This is a genomic window from Pseudomonas sp. H1_D05, from assembly GCF_054682705.1.
This window is the reverse complement of record NZ_CP162825.1, coordinates 4,795,516-4,814,327: the sequence shown is the minus strand read 5'-3', so window position 1 is coordinate 4,814,327 and position 18,812 is coordinate 4,795,516. Positions and strand designations below refer to the sequence as shown.

The following is an 18,812-nucleotide window of genomic DNA, read 5'->3' as shown; positions in this document are numbered from 1 at the left end:
ACTTTATAAAGCAGAACTTACGAATCAACCCTGAACGGGACGATGGATGAATCTGTTAGCGGCGATTGCCAGTTTTATCAAAGTGGTCGAAGCCGGCTCGATTGTCGGCGCCGCCAAGACCCTCGGTATCAGTGCGGCAGCGGTCAGCCAAACGCTCAATCGGCTAGAAGCACACCTCGGCGTACGTCTGCTGCAACGCACCACGCGCAGCATGGCACTGACCGAAAACGGCGCGGTGTACTACGAGAAAGTCCGCCGGATTGCGGCGGATCTGGAATCGGCGCAAAGCTTGATCAGCAGCGATGCAACCGAGCTGCAGGGCCGGCTGAGCATCGCCTCGACATCTGCCTTTGGCCGCCATGTGCTGGCGTCGCTGATTGCCGGCTTCACCGCACAGCACCCGCGCCTGCGCATCGAACTGTCGACCACCAATGGCAAGATCAACCACATTCAGGACGGTATCGACCTGAGCCTGCGGATCAAGCCGCAACTGGAGGACGGCATCGTCGCGCGCAAGATCGTTTCGCTGCCCTTCATCATGTGCGCCGCGCCGGCCTATCTTCAGCGCGCCGGGTGGCCGCAATCGCCGGATGATTTGCAAAACCATGCCTGCCTGGCCTTTCGTTATCCACTGGACGGGCGTTTTCTGCGCTGGAGCTTTATCCGCGACGGGCAGCGTTTCGACGCCAATATCAACGCCACCGCCATCAGTGATGACATTGATGCACTGGCGCAAATGGCGGTTCACGGTGCAGGGATCACGCGACTGGCGGAATTTGTTGCAGCGCCTTTCCTGGCGACCGGGCAACTGGTGCCGCTGTTTGAACACAGCGTCGTCCAGCCAATGGACATCTATGCCTGCGTGCAAGAACGCGCGGCGATGACGCCGAAGGTCAAAGCCTTTCTGGATTATCTGACAGCGCATCTGGCCACGCGCTGGCCGATGGAAAATGTTTAAGATTCTGGGTTCAAAGAGGCTCGCTGAAGCGCGCGAAATCGGGCAAAGTCCACCTCGCCCAATCGGCCTATCACGGAAGATAACAACAATGAAAAAAACGCTCGGTGCCCTGATACTGATCTGCTTGAGCAGCCACGCCTTCGCTGACGCCCAACCCGTTGGTTTCCAGTACGCCACGCTGGCGGATCCGCGCAATGAGCGCCCGGTAGAAATGGTCGTCTGAGTACCCGAGTGCGACCACCGCTGCGACACCACAATTGTTCGGCGACAACCCGGTATTCGTCGGCGCCCCTGCGGTGCTCAACGCCCCGGCCGCCAAAGGCGAGCATCCATTGGTTGTGCTATCCCACGGCAATGGCGGGAGCTGGATCAACCAGACGTGGTTGGCCAGCGCGCTGGCCCGTCAGGGTTACATCGTCGCAGCGGTCAACCACCCCGGCACCACCAGCCGTGATCGCAGCCCGCAAGCCGCAGCGCAGTTGTGGCAGCGCCCCGTTGACCTCAGCCGCGCCATTGATGCGGTGACGGCGCAACCGGAAAAATTCGGCGCAGTGACCCAGGATCGCATTGCCATAGTCGGCCATTCGCTCGGCGGCTGGACAGTGCTCGAAGCCGGCGGCGCGCGCTTCGACCCCGAACGATTTGCCAAAGACTGCAAGGTCCACACGCAACTCGCCAGTTGCACCGCCTACCAACAAATGAACACTGCAAACACCGCGCAAGCGAAAGCTCAATTGGCCGCCGACTGGCGTGACAAGCGCGTCACTGCCGTGGTTTCACTGGATCTGGGCCTGTCGCGCGGGATGACCGACGCCAGCCTCGCGGCCTACCCCGTGCCGATCCTGGTGATCGCTGCTGGCGTGCCGTCGAAAGAACTGCCCGCTGAACTGGAGTCCGTCGACCTCGCGAAACGTCTGCCAAAAACCTCATCGCGTTATGTCGAGATCAGCGACGCCAGTCACTTCAGTTTCATGGCAATCTGCAAACCTGGCGCCGTGGCGATGCTCGACGAGGATGTACCGGGCGACAGCATCATCTGCACTGATGGCGAGGGCGGCCGCCCACGCGCGCAGATTCAACAACAGGTGATTTCCCTGATTACCGGGTTTCTGTCGCAGTCACCTGCCCCCTTGAAACAAGCCATTACCTACAAGGATTCGCAATAACAATGCTCACGCCCTCCCCTCAGACCTTCCGGGGCAGTTGCCTGTGCGGAGCGGTGAAATACCAGATCCGTTCACGGCCCAAGGCGCTTTCGCATTGCCATTGCAGCCAGTGCCGCAAAAGCCACGGCGCGGCGTTTGCCAGCTATGGCAGCGTGCAGCGCCAGAACCTGGAGTTGCTGGAAGGTGCTGACCATCTGAAGTCGTATCAATCGTCTGAATCGGTACAACGCCAGTTCTGCACGCACTGCGGCTCGTCGCTGTTCTGGGCAAGCAATCAAGGGGAGTTCAACGGCTGGATCTCGGTTGCGCTGGGCACGCTCGACACGACGTTCACCACGGAAAAACAGCAACATGTGGAAGTCACGTCGAAGGCGCCGTGGTTTGAAATCAAGGATCAATGGCCGCAGCGCTGAGGCTGAAAGATTCATTTATCAGACGTTGCTTCACCCGTTGGAGATCAGATGAAACGCTCAAAAATTGCGGCGTTGGCTGCGCTGGTAATGGCCGCAATAACCGTCATTTCACTGCAGATGTTTCTGTACGACGCCGAGATAACCATGGCTCAGGCATCCATGGGCAGCGTGCCTGTCCAATTGGTCGCACAAATCCTGATCACCATCGCCACTCATCTGTTCGTCGTCCTGATGGTGCCAACGCTCTTGATCGCCTACAGGAGGTACCTCGCCGGCTATGCGGTGCTTGCCCTGTCCCTCGCGGCCTACGCCCAGATGACCACAGGGCTGGGTGTGATCGGGCCGATGATCGCGGTCATCGCCGTCTCGATCCTGGGTTTTTATGGTTTCAGAAAAGCCAGCGAATGGATTCGCTACCTGCGCGCAAAATGACTGATCAGACCGATCAATCGCACTCTGGATCAGGAAGCGGGTTCTGTGGTGTGCTGTCTATTATCAGCGAGGTATTTTTTCCACTTGCCAAGATGAGGCCCCTTACATGAGCAAAGCACCGTACGTTCCGCCCCAGGTCTGGAAAAACGAAGCCCCGTCCGGTGGCCAGTTCGCCAGCATTAACCGGCCAGTTGCCGGGCCGACCCATGACAAGACCTTGCCGGTCGGCAAGCATCCGTTGCAGCTCTACTCGCTGGCCACGCCCAACGGCGTCAAAGTGACGATTATGCTGGAGGAGCTGTTAGCGCTGGGGCACAGCGCTGCCGAATACGATGCGTGGCTGATCCGCATTGGCGAGGGTGACCAGTTCTCCAGCGGCTTTGTCGAGATCAACCCTAATTCGAAAATTCCGGCGCTAATGGACCGTAGCGTTGAGCCGCCGATTCGTGTGTTCGAATCCGGTTCGATCCTGCTGTACCTGGCGGAAAAATTCGGCGCATTCCTGCCGAAGGATCCGACGGGCCGCACCGAAACCTTGAACTGGCTGTTCTGGCAGATGGGCTCGGCGCCCTACCTGGGCGGCGGTTTCGGACACTTCTATGCCTATGCGCCGGAGAAGATGGAGTACCCGATCAACCGCTTCACCATGGAAGCCAAGCGGCAACTGGACGTGCTCGACCGGCGTCTGGCCGAAAGCGCCTATCTGGCCGGCGACAGCTACACCATCGCTGACATCGCAGTCTGGCCGTGGTACGGGCAATTGGTGCGCAACAACGTTTATTCGGCGGCCGAGTTTCTCGCCGCTCACGAGTACACCCATTTACAGCGCTGGGCCGAGGACATCGCCCAGCGGCCGGCGGTCATTCGTGGGCAACGCATCAATCGCACCTGGGGTGATGAAGCAACCCAAGTACCCGAGCGTCACCAGGCTGAAGATTTGAACTGACAGCCCTTTCATCACGTTCAGCAGCGGGCCGATCACAAGCGTTTGAGATCGGCCCGTTTTGCTTCTATCTCGCCCCCGAAAAACCACGACTCTGCGCCAACCCGCGCCGTAGAGCGCCCGCCCGATTGTGAAAAATTCGTTAACTAACTGAGCCGTACGCCTTTCTTCACCCGGAATGATCTGACAGACTAATGCGAATAATTCCTACACGCACTCGCACTGGATTCGTTTTCGTATCATTTGGGGAAGCAGATTGATGTCGTTTTGCACCATACACCGCCGCTCAAACCGTTCACCAAACCTGTTGGCACTCGCCATTTGCATGGCCAGCATCACACCGGCGCTGGCCGACGAGGCAACACCTGCCACGTCTGAAACAGCCGCGCCGGCCACGCTGGAACTGGACGCGACGGAGATCGGCGCGACCCAGATGAGCAGCACCACCGAAGACACCCAGTCCTACACCACCGGCCCGATGCGGACGGCGACCAAGCTGTCGCTGACCATGCGCGAAACACCCCAAGCAGTAACAGTGATCACCCGTCAGCGCATGGACGACCAGAACATGACCAGCATCAACGACGTGGTGAAAGGCACGCCGGGACTGTTCCTCAGTCAGGCCAGCGGCCCGGGTCGGCAGACCTACAGCTCGCGCGGTTTCGACATCGACACCATCATGTACGACGGCCTGCCGAGCTCCTATTCGCCGTTCTCGATGGCGGTGCAACCGAACCTGGCAATGTTCGACCGCGTCGAAATTGTCCGTGGTGCGACCGGCCTGGTCACCGGTGCCGGCAACCCTTCGGCGGCGATCAACCTGGTGCGCAAACGCCCGACGGTCGATCAGCGTGTAACCCTCACTGGCGCCGCCGGCAGTTGGGATGACTACCGTGGCGAGATCGACGCCTCCAGCCCGTTGAACGAAAGCGGCACCCTGCGTGGCCGGGTGGTCAGTTCCTATCAAGGCGCCGACAGCTTCCGCGACAAGGAAGAAAACGACCATGGCCTGTTCTACGCCATCGGTGAAGCCGACCTCAGCGACAGCACCACCGCGACCCTCGGCTTCTCGCGTCAGAACGAACAGACCAACTATTTCTGGGGCGGCCTGCCGATCGGCACCAACGGCCACCACCTCGACCTGCCCCGCTCCACCTACCCGGGCACCGACTGGGAAAACCGCAAGCTGCAGATCGATACTGTGTTCGGCGAAGTCGAGCATCGTTTCGACAACGACTGGAAACTGCACGTCGCCGGCTCATCCTCGACCCTCGACGGCGAGTTCTCCGGGACTTACCTGTCGCGTTACGCCGGCCCGCTGGAAACCACGGCCTATCAATCCCATCACACCGACAAGCAGCGCTCGCTCGACGTGTTCGCCAGTGGCCCGTTCGAAGCGTTCGGCCGCAGCCACGAACTGGTGGTCGGCGCCAGCAACCGGGTGTATGACGCGACCACCAAGGAATACGATCCGTACACCACGGCCTGGCCGATTGGCGCGCCCAAACCTGATTTCGTACGGGACGGCAAAACCCGCGCCGTCACCACTCAGGACGCGGTGTACCTGACCACTCGCCTGAGCCTGGCCGATCCGCTGACGCTGATCCTCGGCGGCCGTCTCGACTGGTACGACTACGATGACCGCACGGCCGATGGCGACTACAAAGTCACGCGTAACCTGACCCGTTATGCCGGTCTGATCTACAAACTCGACGACCATCATTCGGTGTACGCCAGCTACACCGACATCTTCACCCCGCAAACCCAGAAGGACCTCGGCGGCAAGGTGCTCGAGCCAATCGTCGGCGAAAACTACGAGGTGGGCATCAAGGGCGAGTACTTCGACGGCGCCCTCAACGCCAGTCTGGCGGTGTTCCAGATGGACCAGACCGGTCGTGCCACCCAGGCCGACAATCAGTTCGGTTGCCCGGTCCTGACCTGCTACGGCTCATCGGGCAAGGTACGCAGCCAGGGCGTGGACATGGAACTGCAAGGCGCGCTGACCGACAACTGGCAGGTCGGCGCTGGCTATACCTATACGCGCGCGCACTACATCAAGGACGAAAACCCGGCCAACAACAATCAACGTTTCGAAACCGACACGCCAGAGCATCTGTTCAAGGTGTCCACCGTCTATCGCTTCCAGGGTCCGCTGCAACACTTGCGCGTGGGTGGCAACGTTTACTGGCAGAGCCGCATGTACAACGACGTCGCTCTGGCCAATAACGGCAGCTACCGCCTTGAACAGGGCAGCTATGCGGTCACCGACCTGATGGCCGGGTACGAGGTCAACAAACACCTGGATCTGCAGGTCAACGCGAACAATATCTTTGATCGCGTCTACTACTCCGCCATTGGCTCCAATGTCACGTGGGGCTCCAACGACAACTACGGCAACCCGCGCAGCTATATGCTGACGGCGAAGTACAAGTTCTGAGTCGCTGACCTTCTGATCAGCAACAAACAAGGGCGCCGGGGAAAGCCACGGCGCCCTTGTACTTTCTGGCCTCTTCATTAGTCATGAGCAGCAATAACCGTTAGTCTCTGAGCGAACTCTTCACGAAGCATCGCGCCATGACCAATCCGGCCTTTACCCCTGACATTGACGCGATCCGCAGCATTGACGCAGTGCCAGTCATCCTGAGCATGGTCAAACACCTCACTGGCATGCGTTTCGCCGCAGTCGCGCGGGTCACCGAAAGCAACTGGGTGGCATGCGCTGTCGATGACTCCATTGATTTCGGGCTCAAACCCGGTGGCGAACTGGTACTTGAATCGACCATCTGCCACGAGATCCGCCAGCATAAGCAGCCGGTGATCTTCGGGCACGCCAGTGCGCACCCGGTCTTTTCGCTGCACCACACGCCGAAAACCTATGGGCTGGAAAGCTACATCTCCATTCCCATCGTCAAAGCCAATGGCGACTTCTTCGGTACGCTGTGCGCCATCGACTCGGTCCCGGCCAATATCGACGAACCGGCCATCACCAAAACACTGACCCTGTTCGCTCAATTGATCGCCATGAACCTGGACACGCAACGCCATCTGGAAGCGACCCGAATCGAGCTGAACAACGCCAATGAACTCGGGCGCCTGCGCGAGCAATTCATCGCCGTTCTCGGCCACGACTTGCGCACACCACTGAGCGCGGTGCGCATGAGCGCTGACTTGCTGGAAAGCAAAACCGAAGACAAACGTTCGCTCAACCTGATTGCGGCGATTCGCAACAGCTCGGTGCGCATGGGGGTGTTGATCGAAAACATCCTCGACTTTGCCCGAGGACGCCTGGGTGGCGGGATTCCGGTGCAGCGCAAGTTGGTGGACGACTTGCAGCACACCCTGCAATTGACCCTCGCCGAGGTACAAGCGTCCCATCCCCAAGCGGTGTTTATCCATGAACTGGATGTGCCGGCGGGCATTTATTGCGATGCGCTGCGCATCAGCCAATTGCTTTCCAATCTGCTGGGCAACGCGGCCACCCATGGCTCGAACAGCGCGCCAATCGTCCTCAAGGCGTATGCGGAAAATGACGAGATCGTGATCTCCCTGACCAACCAGGGCACACCGATTCCAGCGCAACTGCTGCCACTGCTGTTTGAACCGTTCTCCCGCGCCGAGGCCGGGCAACGTTGCGAGGGTTTAGGGCTGGGGCTGTATATCGCCTCGCAGATCGCGATGGCGCACAACGGTACCTTGAGCGTGACCTCAGGCGCCGAGTCGGGAACCTGCTTCGTGGCGAGACTCCCGGCCCGGTACAAATGGCTTTAAGCCGCCTGCCGCCGCATTGTCAGAATCGCCGCGCCAAAACCGATAAAGGTCGAACCGACCACACGACTGACCCAACGGGACAACGCCGGACGGGTCAGCACGCCCTTCGCGCGCGAAGCCAGCGCGGCGTACACACTCAGTGACGACACTGACAACGCCATGAAGATCGAGGTCAGGATCAGAAACTGCGGCAGCAACGCCGCGCCCTGATCAATGAACTGCGGAAACAACGCAGTAAAAAACATCGTCGCCTTGGGATTGGTCACCGCCGTCAGGAACGCCGACTTGTACAGCTTGCCGCGAGTCGGTCGCACCCTGCCCGCCTCACCTTCAATCCCATCCGGCAGCATCGGCCCCTTTTTGAACAATTGCTTGACCCCGAGGTAGAACAGATACCCGGCCCCGATGATCTTCACCGCGTTAAACAGCACTTCAGAACTGGCCAACAACGCCCCCAGCCCCAACATCGCCGCCGCCGACAAACAGAAAAGCCCACTGGCATTCCCCAGCGACGACCAGATCGTACTGCGCTGCCCATGCGCGAGACTGTTATTGATCGCCATCAGCGTCGCCGGCCCCGGACTGGCGATGGCAATTGCGGCGACCAGAGTGAAGGTCAATATCGAGTGAGAATCCATTTTCGCTGCTCGCAAGGTTGAAGATGCCGCATCTTACAACAACCGACTGCATAGCCCAGATCAAAAGCCCCTCACCCTAGCCCTCTCCCGGAGGGAGAAGGAACTGACCGAGGTGATTGCCAGAGTCATGCCGACGTGAAATACCGAGCCGAACTCAAATCCAGAAGCAGATCAAAAGCCCCCTCACCCTAACCCTCTCCCGGAGGGAGAGGGAACTGATCGAGGTGATTGCGAGAGCTACGCCGACGTGAAATACCGAGCCGAACTCAAATTCGGAAACAGATCAAAAGCCCCTCACCCTAGCCCTCTCCCCGAGGGAGAGGGAACTGATCGAGGTGATTGCGAGAGCTACGCCGACGTGAAATGCAGAGCCAAACTCAAATCCAGAAGCAGATCAAAAGCCCCTCACCCTAACCCTCTCCCGGAGGGAGAGGGAACTGACCGAGGTGATTGCGGGAAATACACCGACATGAAATACCGAGCTGCACTCAAATTCGGAAGCAAATCAAAAGCCGCACCCACCCCGCTCTCTTCACCACTCCACAGGATGAGCGTTAGCTCGGCTGCAGCTCTTGATCTTGCCGTGCTGGCCCCTTCGGCAGGCTGAGTGGAGGGATTGATCCGGGGGTGGGAGCGCAGCGACCGTTTGGCGAAGCCAAACACAGCGAGAGGAGGTGCAGCGAAGCAAACCGTAGGCGCTGCGCCCGGATCGATCCCGGAGCGAAGGAACCCCGAGCCCCAGCGAGCGGGCCGAACGCCGGGGCCCAGCCTTTTGCTTACTTTTCGGCGTCTGGAAAAGTGAGTCGCTGTAAGAGCGAAACCGCCAGCGGCGACACCCGCAGAAACGGATATTCACAAAGAACACCCAGAGCATGGTCGGCCCAAAGGCCGCCAAGCCAAAACAAAAAAAAGCCCCGCAACCACACAAGGGCGCGAGGCAAAAAATTGGTTGGTTGCGGCCAACCAAAGGAGCTCAGTCAATACGTAAAAAAGCCAAAGTCAGATGCAATCCTGCGCCGCCCGCTCAAAACTCGAAGGCAAAAGATTCGAAGCCAGCAAATGGCGCTCATAGATAAACACCTTGCCGCCATTACCGGCCTTATAAGCCTCCAGCACGTTGTCAGCAGAAATCTTGCTCGGCACCACAATCCGATAACTACGCTGAGTCTGCGAAACCGTCGGGTTCAACGCACTGCCCTGCAACTTCGGCACAACACAATCGGCGTACTGCGCAGGCGTCTTGCTGGTCTGCAACGTCAGGCTCGGATTGTTCGGCGCCGAAGCGCAACCGGCGAGCAGCAAAGAGGCAACGGCCAGAGCGGGCACAAATAAAAGACGCATCGGTGTCATCCTGAAAATAAAGGTTCGGTTCAACCGGCAACGGTTCAGCCTCACGGAGCCGCCGTCGCCATTTATGTTTTAAGTGATCAGCTCGACGCCACCAGCGCCTTGAGCGACACATCGAATTGCTTCAACGCGTTGAGTTGCAGGTCACGCTGCTTGCCGATCTGTGCAGCGATGGCCGGTGCCGCCTGGTTATGCACCCAGACCGAAGGCAACTGCTTCTCGACGGCGCCTTCTGCCTTGCCGATGTATTGCAGGTCGGCGTCGTAGAAGCGTGCGGTAAAACGCGCTTCAACCAGACTGTTGCGCTGCGTCAGCAAGCGGTTGAAGGTGTCGAGCTTCACCACCACGTCCGGATGCGCCTGTACCAAAGCATCAAGGTTGTCGTAAACGGTCACCGACAAGAACTGCTGTTGCAACGAACTCACCAGCCAGTCGATGGCCAGCTCCGGATCGGAACTGTCGACGAACGCTTCACGAATCCGCGAATCCAGCGCGTCTTTCGCGCCGTTGACCGCCATGTTGTGGTAACGCTCAAGGTATTGCAGGTTGTCCAGGGTGTTCTCGCTGAGCAACACACCCACGGTTTGCGAATGCTGCAACGTGGCGCTGCTGCCCGTGATGGTCTGGAAGTGACACGACCCGGCGTCGGCTGCGTAAGTCGGAGCTGTGAACAGTGCGCCGCCTGTCAGCAGGGCGACAAAAGCCAGTCGGGTCAGGGTGTTCATCGCGCAAATTCCTTGAGCTGCGTGTTCGATGGAAGCGATTTTCCGCCGAATGCCGACAAAGCAGAACTTGCGTTTCGTGATGGTCACTATTACTTCTAGCAATAGTTGCGCGACGTGCAGACTGCTACACACTCAACCACAACGAGAAAAACAGCCCATGAGGAGTTCGCCTTGAGAACGTTTGACCTGATCCGTGACGCCGTTCTGCCCGATTTTCGCGAGCGTGTGGCCGAATATCTGGTTCAGTACGAAAGCGTATTGCTGGACAAAGGCATTACCGACCCGCAGCTCATCCAAGACACCGCCAACCAGTTGCGCGGTTACCTGCGCGGGCTTAACACCACCCGGGTGCTGGGCATGGCCTATTGGGAAGAGCTGGATCGCCGAGTTGTCGACACTTGGCTTGAACCCAAGCCATGACCGATCGGCACGGCGGTCAGGGTGGCGGTGAGCGACCGCGCCCTCCCCGCTGCCAATGATCTGCGCGGCAACACGACCTCTGCGAAAAAACCGCCCGAACGCTTACAATCGCCGGTCAAACTGCCACTCAGACAGGCTCATCAAGAAATGCCGCTCGACCCACCTACGATGCTGACCCTTTCCATCGCCCTCGCAGCCGCCGCAGCGCTGTACCTGGCGATCGAATGGCGCAGCATTCGTGAGCCTTCGCTGCTGTTCTGGAGCGCCGGTTTCGCCACCATCACGGTCGGTTCCACCCTGGCCCTGCTACGCAGCAGCGGCTTTTTGCTGATCGGCATCTGGTTCGCCAACGGCCTGCTGGTGACCGCGCATTTCCTGTTTCTGCTCGGCGTGGCGCGTTTCACGCAGATACGCTTGTCGACGGCCTGGTACCTGATCTTTGTCACCTGGCTGGTCTTGCTGCTGTTGCCGGAGGGGCCGCTGTGGTCGAAGGTCATGCTGGCGGCCAATTCGTTGCTGGTGGCGCTGTCGACCCTCAAGGCCAGCTCGCTGCTGCGCCCCCATGGCAAATCGTTGAGCGTCGGCGCGGTGCAGTTGCGCTATGTGCTGCTCGGTCACGGTATTTTCTACGTGGCCAAAGCGCTGACAGTGGTGATCCCCGGCACGCTGATCGATCTGGCGGCGTTTCGCGGCGAGATCATTCAGATTTCCCTGGTCGAGGGCGCGATGGCAATCATGTTGATCGCCCTGTCGATGACCGGCACCGAGCGTTATCGCCGCGAAAAACAGATCGCCCGCCTCGCCGAACGCGACCCGCTGACCGCTTTGTATAACCGCCGCGCCCTGGAAAAACGCGCGCCGCGCCTGTTCGAACAGGTTTCGCCGGCGCATCCCGGCGCCTTGCTGCTGATCGACATCGACAACTTCAAACTGGTCAACGACCAATACGGCCACACCGCCGGCGATCGTTTGCTGATTACCTTGAGCGAGATGATCCGCTCGGTGCTGCCGCGCAATGCGCTGACCGCACGCCTGGGCGGTGACGAGTTCGTCATTTTGCTCAGCAGCACCTCAGGTGAGCGCGTCATGGAACTGGGCAACGCGTTGCGTGAGCAGTTTCTGATCATGACCTCCCAGACGTTCCCGACCACCGCTGCGGTGACCCTGAGCATCGGCGCCAGCCTGTTCGACAAGCCGCCCGCGCACCTGACGGCGCTGATCGAACAAGGTGACGCCGCCCTCTACGAATCGAAACGCGGCGGACGCAATCGTCTGCGCCTGACCGGACTCACTCCTCCAGGATAATAAAAACCATGTCCAGCCTCGTTACCCCTTTGCAAGACCTCGCAGCACCCGAAGGCGTTTGCTACGGCTGCGGTGGCCGCAACCCGCACGGTCTGCACGTCAAAAGCCGCTGGCACGAAGACGGCGTTCACGTGATCGCCGAACACCTGCCGGACGCCAAGTACTGCGGCTGGCCGGACCTGGTCTACGGCGGCCTGCTCGCGATGCTGGTCGACTGCCATTCCAACTGGACGGCCATGGCCTACCACTACCGCGCCGAACACCGCGAACCCGGTAGCCTGCCGCGCATCGACTGCGTCACCGGTAACCTCGGCATCAAATTCATCAAGCCGACACCGATGGGCGTGACGCTGACTCTGCGCGCGAAAGTCGAGGGTGACGTCGGGCGCAAGACCCGGGTGATCTGCGAGGTGTTTGCCGGGGAAGTCCTGACGTCAGTGGGCGATTCGGTGTTTGTGCGTGTCGATACCGGGCAACTGGCGGATGCGGCACACGGGCGATAAACCTGGCGAGCCTGCCTGGCTTGTCAAACCGTTACCGGCAGGCCCTGGCGACTGTTCAACTGACCACAGCCCCTTTGGGGCCGCTGGCAATCAGGGCGGCGCCACAAGCGGTTTTCATGCCGTCCAACGCCACAGGCGTGCCATCAACGGTGTAAGTGCTACTGCCCTCGGCGATGGGGAAAATCCCTTTGCACAGAGGGCAGCTTACCTTGTGTCCGACACCGGCAATGGGCTTGCCATTGAGATCGGTTTGAGAGAATGCCTCAAGGACCGTGCCACCATGCGTGGTGGAGTCACCCAAGCGAATCGCGTCTTTCACAGCATCACTCCTTTGCCGTTCAATCAGGCCCGACGGTCTGACCTTCGCGCCCCCTCATTCTTCAATCTCCCACGCCAATCCCGGGTCCGCTTTGCCGTGTTCGCAAAAATACAGCAACGCTTTCCGGGCACTTTCTTTGCCGACAACCTGGTTTTTCGGGTAACTCCCGGACTGCCCACCGACGACGACATCAACCGTCTCATCGCTTGATGCATCAGGAGTAGTCAGTGTGTACAGCTTCTCGTCGACGTTGACCGCGATAAACACAACATAGCGATGGTCGTTCCCCCCGCCCACGCTCATGTAGTTATCGTCATCGAGCAAAAACAGTGTCGAACTGCACGCCTTTCCATCCAGTCGATCCAGAGTTTCGAGTACCTTTGCGCGGTCGGGACTCAAGTGCTCTCGCTCTTTGAAAGTCTCGCCCTTTGCTTCGTCTTCTATGATTTTTTCCAGCTTCATGATCACTACTTCGTTGGTGTGTAAGTTCGGCTGCCACTGGGTGAATGCACGGTAATATTACATCCCAGATTTCGAGCCAGTGAACGAATACCCCCAGCGCCCGGCAACCCACAAGCCTTGCACGGATCGCGGTCGACCCACATTTCGGCACTTTCGGCTTTACCTGCCATGCCCGCATTCACGGCATGTTGCACCGCTTCAGCCTCCGCGTGGGTTTTGGTTTGCGCATTTACCCGATCGAGGGTAATCGCCGTCTTGGGATTCTGATCACCTGAGTTTATACCCTCGAAACTCTGACCATTGACCCTCAATAAAGACAATGTCGATGTGTCATTGGCAGAACCTGCGACGGGTAGACCCAAGGCTTTCCTGCGGTCAGCCAGTTGCTGCCGTGGATCACAGGTTTCCAGGCCCAGCGGATCGATCCAGCCCGTCGGGTTTGGTGCATAGACATAAAGATTCAAGCCACCGGCATAGCTGATCGGGTCTTTGCTGATGAAACGACCGACCTGCGGATCGTAGTACCTGTAGCGGTTGTAATGCAGGCCCGTCTCATGGTCATGGTACTGCCCCTGAAAACGCAGTGGATTCGTCAGCCCTTGTTGCCTGGCCCGATCTGAACGCTGTTCCTGAACTTGGCCCCACGCCTTGTATTGCGCACTCCAGACGATTTCACCTCGCTGGTCAGTCAGTTCCTGTGGCGTGCCCAAGTGATCGCACTGATACCAGCTCAACTCATCGATCGGTTGGGCCTTGGGTGCGTGGCTCCACAACGGATCATCGTCCAGTCGATATTCGTCGCTGTAGTCGGGCTGCTCCGACAGTTTGATTGCCTGATGCCGCAGTGCCTGAGCGACAGGCACAAAGGTGCCAGGCTCGTACACGTAATGCACGGTACGACCATAGTCACCATCCACCTGTGCCAGGCTACTTTCCCAGGCTAGAACGTCACCGTCCCAACCATATAACGTGAAGCCGCAACCCGACTCGCGCTGCTTGCGTGCGTATTCGTGATGGTTCCATTGAGAGCCGGCTTCAGGGTGCTGTTTAAAGTGCGCACGGGAGTGTTTGTAAACCCTGCGGCCCAGCGCATCGTAGGCGTAATCGACCTCCAGACGGGCGTCGTCAAAATGCACCAGACGGTCGAACAGATCCCAGCGCAGCCGGCTGTAAGTGCCGTTATGCCAGCGCTGGATCAGGTTGCCCCGCTCGTCATACTCATAATGAGTGCCGGCGTACTCGCGCAGCAGGTTATCCAGAAGCTTGCTGCGGGTCGGGTCCTGATCCAGCGGGCGTCGGGTTTGCCGGGCCGTATCGTCGAGCAGATTGCCAGCCGGGTCGAAGGCAAAGGTTTCCACACCCAGGCGACTGCTCGCCTGAAGCAGACGACCGACCGGGTCGTATTGATAAGCCAACGTCCCTCGGCGAGTATCGTCAATACCGCGCAACTGACCTGCCGCATCGTACTGATACTCGCGTTTGAGGACAGTGCGCTTATCGTCGGCGCGCCCCAGCAGTTGCTCCTGCAAACGTCCGGCGGGGTCCCACTGCTGGGTTTGCAACAGATGATTGCCCTGATGCCGCGCAACTTCACGATGCAGGTCGTCGCGCTCGAAACCGATAAGGTCATGTTCATCGAGGCGCATGCCCAACAGATGACCGCTGCCGTAAGTCAGCCAACTGACCCGATGACCGTCCGGACGCAGCGTGGCCACTCGCTGATTGAGCGCATCGTATTCATGTCGCCAGATCGCGACCGAGGGTTTTTCCAACCCCAGAAAATGCTGATGTTCGCGCAGCAGGTTGCCAGCCGGGTCATGGAACCACTGCAAGCGGCTCTGATCGTTACTGGCCAGCACCAGGTTGCCGTTACCATCGTAGGCGAAGGTTTCCGCTTGCGACTCGCTGCCCAGCGTCGCCAAACGGCTGATCATCCGGTTCATCGGGTCGAACTGGAATTCGGTGAGGCGCTCGCCGTCGCGAATGGAGGCCAATCGCCCGGTCTCGGTGTCATAGCGATAGTGTTTGCTGCGCCCATCGAAGCCGGTTTCATGGAGCAAGCGCCCTACCGGATCGTACTCGAACTGCACCCGCTGCTGGTTCTCGTTTTCCAGGGCGGTCAGCCGCCCCAGTCGGTCCCAGCGATAGCGCAACGTCTGTTCCGTGGCATCCACTCGCTCGGCCACCAGCCCCGCAGCCGTGTAACGCCAGGAGGTGCAGCGGTCCAGCCCGTCGACATGCGCCAGCAAACGACCTTCAGCATCGTAAGTGAAACGTTCTTCGGTTTTATCCGGATGCCTGATCAGCACCCGCTGGCCGGCACGGTATTGGTACTCGGTGCTTTGCCCGGCCGCGTCGGTGAAGCAAATCAACTGCCCAAGACTGTTGTACTCCCAGGTACTGGCCTTGCCGGAGCAGTCGGTATATTTCGTCAGTTGACCGGCATCGTTGTATTCAAGTTTCTTCTCGGCGCCGTTGGCGTCCTTGATCGCTTTGAGCAGGCCTGCCGAGGTGTAGGCGTATTCGGTCTGGTTGCCCAATGGGTCAATGGCTTTCTCCAGATTGCCGTGAGCATCATAGTCGCGCAGCCAGAGCCCGCCTTCGGCGTCGCTGATCTTGATCAACTGATCTTGATCGTCATACGCAAAATGCACGACGGTGTCGTCGGCACGAATATGCTCAAGCACATTGCCCCGTTCGTCATAGCTGAAGCGGTCGATGCTGCCGTCGGTGTGCACATGGCGCACGACGTTTTTCGCCTCATCGCGAAACAGCCATTCCGAGCGTTCATCCGGGTGTCGAATGCGATAGGTGTAGCCAAGGATGTCGTAGTAGTGCCAGGTCTCGTTGCCATGGGCATCGGTGACATACGTCAGGCGGATGTTTTCGTCCCATTCCAGCCGGGTATCGAAACTGCCGTCATCCGCCCATTCGCGGACGGCTTTGGCATCAGCGCCCTGACCTTGCCATTGCAGGTTCATCCCGCGCCCGGTGCGATCGGTGTAACGCGTGACCAGATGGTGCTGGTATTGATAATTCCAGGCCGCGCCGTTTTCATCCTGGGCCTGGATCAGATCACCGCTGGCGTCGTAGCGATAGGCACACAATTGACGCTTGGGTGCACCGTCGCGAATTTCCCAGAGACCGATCAGGTGCCCTTGCGCGTCGAGCAGGGTGCCGAGTTGCAAGTGGACGTTGCTGATATCGCCTTCGTAGGTAATCAGATCCGACAACACCGCCTCGTCGTCATGACGGTGTTCGTAGTGAAGCATGACCCCGGCACCGCTGCGCAGGACGATACCGATCAGTACGTAACGCTGACCGCGGCGCACGTAGGTTTCCTTGCGCTCGATACCGCTGCACAGCACCAGCCGGTTTTCGTCGACCCGCACCAGCGTCAGGCTTTCAACCGGGTCGTAATGGGCCTCACCGACTTTGGGCAGTGGGTAATTGTGGCTACGTCCATCTGCCGCGTGAAACACCAGGCCGTCATCGACGCGATCGAAACGGGTGGTGAATTCGGTAATCCAGCGAGCGCCCATGTCCCCTTTGTCATAGGCCTCCAGGCGCGAGTAATACGTGCGCGTCCAGTTGATCGGGAACGGGCCCGGCAGGCTGAAATCAGTGTGACGGAAAGTCTCCGAGCCCATCGAGAAACTGATGCTGTGCGCGGTAATCGGGCACACCACGTTTTTTCTGCAATTAGGGTCGGCTTTCGCCCCGGCTTGCTTGGACTGCATCTCAAGCTGACCTTCCCCGGCCTTGCGCTTGGCCTGGGTGGTGCCGCCGGGTTTGACGTTCGTACTCTGACCATGCGCCTTGCGCTTACGCCAGGTGACCACGGCGCCACCGAGCATCTGCAACAGCCAGCCGATGGAGTGTTGAACACCCGGATCGCTGAGCTTCTTCAGCTGTGTTCGCAGCTCTACGCCCAAAGTCCGCAGCATGGACGTATTGCTGAGCACCAATGCCTTGGCTTTTTCCGGCAGCAGGTTTTTCGCTGCGCTGTTGGCTACGCCTTTGCCGGCGGCCTTGTAGGCACTGAACGCTGCACCAAAGATGTTGCCGATGGCCGCTTTGGGGTCATGCAGTAACTGGCTGCGCGCCGCCGTGATCTTTGAACCCGCAGCGTTGAGGTCGCCCTTGGCATCGAGTTTGCCATTGACGACGGTTTCCAGCCCCTTGGCAATCTCGTTCACCGCGCTCTGGCCCAGTTTGCCAGCGTCGTCGAGAATGCCAGCGAGTTTGGGCTGCGCCTGTTTTACGAAGTCATCGATCGTGCCGACAATGGTCGCGTTCAAATGCCCGATCAACACTTCGATCAGCGAATCACCCAGAAGCATCTTCGCGCTGTTACGCAGTTCCTGGCGCACCAGGCCCAATGTCGGACGCAGCGTCATGCGTGCCGATGCCATGGTTGGAGGGGCCGGCAGTACGCCAATCAGGTTGATCCCCAGGCTGACCCAGTCCAGCACTTGGCGCTGCTTGCTTTTGGCCAGGGTCACGATGTCGCCAAGGGCGTCGACCAGCGCCATGATGTTACCCACCACCGGCAAGGCGCCGGCAACGTTCTTCACACGGTCGAGCGTGACAACCCCGCCACTGATCGACTGCAGCCAGGCATCGAATTTGGCGGCGCCGCGACCGACGTCTTGAATATCGATGGTGTTGAGCGGAACGACAGCAACCTGGGGTTCACGTTTTTTATCGGGCGCAGGAGTCGGAGTAGTCATGACATGAACTCATCTGGCAGCAAGCTTGAGGCCGGACTCAGGCCGGGCGTTTGAATCGCGTTTTTGGGCAACGAAACGGCAGGCAAACTCGGCAACTTGCCGTTCTTGCTCGCGGCGCCGAGGATGCTCGACGCACTCGGCAACGCCGCACTCGCCAATTTCGGCAATCCAGCCGCGCCACCCTGCACAACACCCTTAACCTGCTGCGCTGTTTGCATCGCACCTTGCGCCGTCTGCATCGCACTCATCCCTGTTTGCGCCATGTCCTTGCCCTTCTCCAACATGTCCCAACTCTTGCTCGGCAAGACCTGCGCGACCATCGCCTGCACTTGGCTCGGCACGTTTTCAGCCCCCGGCGGATTCAACGGCCACTCAGGTTTGCCGATGTAACTGCCATCGCTCCACGTATCCGCCGGATCCTTGCCGAACAGCACTTGCGCCGGCCCCGGTGCGGCGCCGGTGACGCTGGCGAAACCCTTGCCGTCGAGCTTGCCCTTGATGCTTTTGCCCAGCGCATCGATAACTTCGTAGTCGCCTTCCTTGATGCCCTGACGCCCGGCGTACTGGTTGAACAATTCAAGGTTGCCCTTGCCCGGTTTCGGCGGTTCCGGGAACACGCCCGCCGGGGATTTCGCGCCGGTGTAGGCGAAGTTCGCCGCGTGCGCGGTGTACGGGCCGCT

General features: G+C 59.4%; 16 protein-coding genes and 1 pseudogene. 10 read left to right on the top strand and 7 right to left on the bottom strand.

Going from position 1 to position 18,812, the window contains the following annotated elements; all coding sequences use genetic code 11:
* Positions 1 to 46: 46 nt before the first annotated feature.
* From AB4O11_RS21740 to AB4O11_RS21710, 7 genes and pseudogenes are all read left to right on the top strand, one after another.
* A complete protein-coding gene (locus AB4O11_RS21740) occupies positions 47 to 958 on the top strand; it encodes a LysR family transcriptional regulator (RefSeq protein ID WP_460128479.1) in 912 nt (303 codons plus the stop codon).
* Positions 959 to 1,046: 88 nt separating this feature from the next.
* Positions 1,047 to 2,124, top strand: a pseudogene (locus AB4O11_RS21735) (alpha/beta hydrolase family protein).
* A gap of 2 nt (positions 2,125 to 2,126) precedes the next feature.
* Positions 2,127 to 2,537 (top strand): GFA family protein, encoded by a 411-nt coding sequence (locus AB4O11_RS21730; protein WP_099758983.1) that lies wholly within the window; start codon positions 2,127 to 2,129, stop codon positions 2,535 to 2,537.
* 48 nt (positions 2,538 to 2,585) lie between these two features.
* Complete coding sequence (locus AB4O11_RS21725; protein WP_093433186.1) at positions 2,586 to 2,969, top strand: hypothetical protein; 384 nt, start codon at positions 2,586 to 2,588, stop codon at positions 2,967 to 2,969.
* Between the two features lie 106 nt (positions 2,970 to 3,075).
* A complete protein-coding gene (yghU, locus tag AB4O11_RS21720) occupies positions 3,076 to 3,915 on the top strand; it encodes a glutathione-dependent disulfide-bond oxidoreductase (RefSeq protein ID WP_460128477.1) in 840 nt (279 codons plus the stop codon).
* Between the two features lie 256 nt (positions 3,916 to 4,171).
* Positions 4,172 to 6,349: a TonB-dependent siderophore receptor gene (locus tag AB4O11_RS21715; RefSeq protein WP_460128475.1), complete on the top strand. Its 2,178-nt coding sequence runs from the start codon at positions 4,172 to 4,174 to the stop codon at positions 6,347 to 6,349.
* A gap of 137 nt (positions 6,350 to 6,486) precedes the next feature.
* On the top strand, positions 6,487 to 7,680 hold the full coding sequence (locus AB4O11_RS21710; RefSeq protein ID WP_257354796.1) for a GAF domain-containing sensor histidine kinase: 1,194 nt from the start codon (positions 6,487 to 6,489) through the stop codon (positions 7,678 to 7,680).
* On the opposite strand, the gene AB4O11_RS21705 is transcribed toward AB4O11_RS21710, so the two are convergent.
* From AB4O11_RS21705 to AB4O11_RS21695, 3 genes are all read right to left on the bottom strand, one after another.
* Positions 7,677 to 8,318, bottom strand: a complete 642-nt coding sequence (locus AB4O11_RS21705; RefSeq protein ID WP_093433198.1) for a LysE family translocator — start codon at positions 8,316 to 8,318, stop codon at positions 7,677 to 7,679. The genes AB4O11_RS21710 and AB4O11_RS21705 overlap by 4 nt on opposite strands.
* Positions 8,319 to 9,317: 999 nt before the next feature.
* A complete protein-coding gene (locus tag AB4O11_RS21700) occupies positions 9,318 to 9,659 on the bottom strand; it encodes a hypothetical protein (protein ID WP_095126388.1) in 342 nt (113 codons plus the stop codon).
* Positions 9,660 to 9,745: 86 nt separating this feature from the next.
* On the bottom strand, positions 9,746 to 10,390 hold the full coding sequence (locus AB4O11_RS21695; RefSeq protein ID WP_093433203.1) for an ATPase: 645 nt from the start codon (positions 10,388 to 10,390) through the stop codon (positions 9,746 to 9,748).
* A gap of 171 nt (positions 10,391 to 10,561) precedes the next feature.
* Between AB4O11_RS21695 and AB4O11_RS21690 the strand changes: the two genes are divergently transcribed.
* The 3 genes from AB4O11_RS21690 to AB4O11_RS21680 all read left to right on the top strand — a co-directional run bounded on the left by AB4O11_RS21690 (position 10,562) and on the right by AB4O11_RS21680 (position 12,618).
* Positions 10,562 to 10,810 (top strand): hypothetical protein, encoded by a 249-nt coding sequence (locus tag AB4O11_RS21690; RefSeq protein ID WP_093433206.1) that lies wholly within the window; start codon positions 10,562 to 10,564, stop codon positions 10,808 to 10,810.
* A gap of 147 nt (positions 10,811 to 10,957) precedes the next feature.
* Positions 10,958 to 12,115, top strand: coding sequence for a GGDEF domain-containing protein (locus AB4O11_RS21685; protein WP_460090743.1), 1,158 nt, complete (start codon positions 10,958 to 10,960; stop codon positions 12,113 to 12,115).
* Between the two features lie 8 nt (positions 12,116 to 12,123).
* Positions 12,124 to 12,618 (top strand): PaaI family thioesterase, encoded by a 495-nt coding sequence (locus tag AB4O11_RS21680; protein WP_320336918.1) that lies wholly within the window; start codon positions 12,124 to 12,126, stop codon positions 12,616 to 12,618.
* Between the two features lie 55 nt (positions 12,619 to 12,673).
* Here the strand turns inward: AB4O11_RS21680 and AB4O11_RS21675 are convergent, their stop codons facing one another.
* Genes AB4O11_RS21675 through AB4O11_RS21660 form a run of 4 tightly spaced genes read right to left on the bottom strand, consistent with a single transcriptional unit; the run spans position 12,674 to position 18,749 of the window.
* Positions 12,674 to 12,937: a PAAR domain-containing protein gene (locus tag AB4O11_RS21675; RefSeq protein WP_093433215.1), complete on the bottom strand. Its 264-nt coding sequence runs from the start codon at positions 12,935 to 12,937 to the stop codon at positions 12,674 to 12,676.
* A 54-nt stretch (positions 12,938 to 12,991) separates the two neighbouring features.
* A complete protein-coding gene (locus AB4O11_RS21670; protein WP_093433218.1) occupies positions 12,992 to 13,399 on the bottom strand; it encodes an Imm1 family immunity protein in 408 nt (135 codons plus the stop codon).
* A 5-nt stretch (positions 13,400 to 13,404) separates the two neighbouring features.
* Positions 13,405 to 18,132 carry an RHS repeat-associated core domain-containing protein gene (locus AB4O11_RS21665; protein WP_460128471.1) on the bottom strand — a complete coding sequence of 1,576 codons (4,728 nt, stop codon included), beginning with the start codon at positions 18,130 to 18,132 and terminating at the stop codon, positions 13,405 to 13,407.
* Positions 18,129 to 18,749, bottom strand: a complete 621-nt coding sequence (locus tag AB4O11_RS21660; protein WP_460128469.1) for a hypothetical protein — start codon at positions 18,747 to 18,749, stop codon at positions 18,129 to 18,131. The genes AB4O11_RS21665 and AB4O11_RS21660 overlap by 4 nt, the downstream gene beginning before the upstream one ends.
* Positions 18,750 to 18,812 lie beyond the last annotated feature (63 nt).

What these genes read in the sequence shown, in the direction of transcription:
- yghU (WP_460128477.1), top strand. Translation starts at nt 3,076, where the DNA reads ATGAGCAAAGCACCGTACGTTCCGCCCCAGGTCTGGAAAAACGAAGCC.
- AB4O11_RS21710 (WP_257354796.1), top strand. Translation starts at nt 6,487, where the DNA reads ATGACCAATCCGGCCTTTACCCCTGACATTGACGCGATCCGCAGCATT.
- AB4O11_RS21665 (WP_460128471.1), bottom strand. Translation starts at nt 18,132, where the DNA reads ATGACTACTCCGACTCCTGCGCCCGATAAAAAACGTGAACCCCAGGTT.
- AB4O11_RS21715 (WP_460128475.1), top strand. Translation starts at nt 4,172, where the DNA reads ATGTCGTTTTGCACCATACACCGCCGCTCAAACCGTTCACCAAACCTG.
- AB4O11_RS21740 (WP_460128479.1), top strand. Translation starts at nt 47, where the DNA reads ATGAATCTGTTAGCGGCGATTGCCAGTTTTATCAAAGTGGTCGAAGCC.
- AB4O11_RS21685 (WP_460090743.1), top strand. Translation starts at nt 10,958, where the DNA reads ATGCCGCTCGACCCACCTACGATGCTGACCCTTTCCATCGCCCTCGCA.
- AB4O11_RS21670 (WP_093433218.1), bottom strand. Translation starts at nt 13,399, where the DNA reads ATGAAGCTGGAAAAAATCATAGAAGACGAAGCAAAGGGCGAGACTTTC.
- AB4O11_RS21695 (WP_093433203.1), bottom strand. Translation starts at nt 10,390, where the DNA reads ATGAACACCCTGACCCGACTGGCTTTTGTCGCCCTGCTGACAGGCGGC.
- AB4O11_RS21680 (WP_320336918.1), top strand. Translation starts at nt 12,124, where the DNA reads ATGTCCAGCCTCGTTACCCCTTTGCAAGACCTCGCAGCACCCGAAGGC.
- AB4O11_RS21725 (WP_093433186.1), top strand. Translation starts at nt 2,586, where the DNA reads ATGAAACGCTCAAAAATTGCGGCGTTGGCTGCGCTGGTAATGGCCGCA.
- AB4O11_RS21730 (WP_099758983.1), top strand. Translation starts at nt 2,127, where the DNA reads ATGCTCACGCCCTCCCCTCAGACCTTCCGGGGCAGTTGCCTGTGCGGA.
- AB4O11_RS21705 (WP_093433198.1), bottom strand. Translation starts at nt 8,318, where the DNA reads ATGGATTCTCACTCGATATTGACCTTCACTCTGGTCGCCGCAATTGCC.
- AB4O11_RS21700 (WP_095126388.1), bottom strand. Translation starts at nt 9,659, where the DNA reads ATGCGTCTTTTATTTGTGCCCGCTCTGGCCGTTGCCTCTTTGCTGCTC.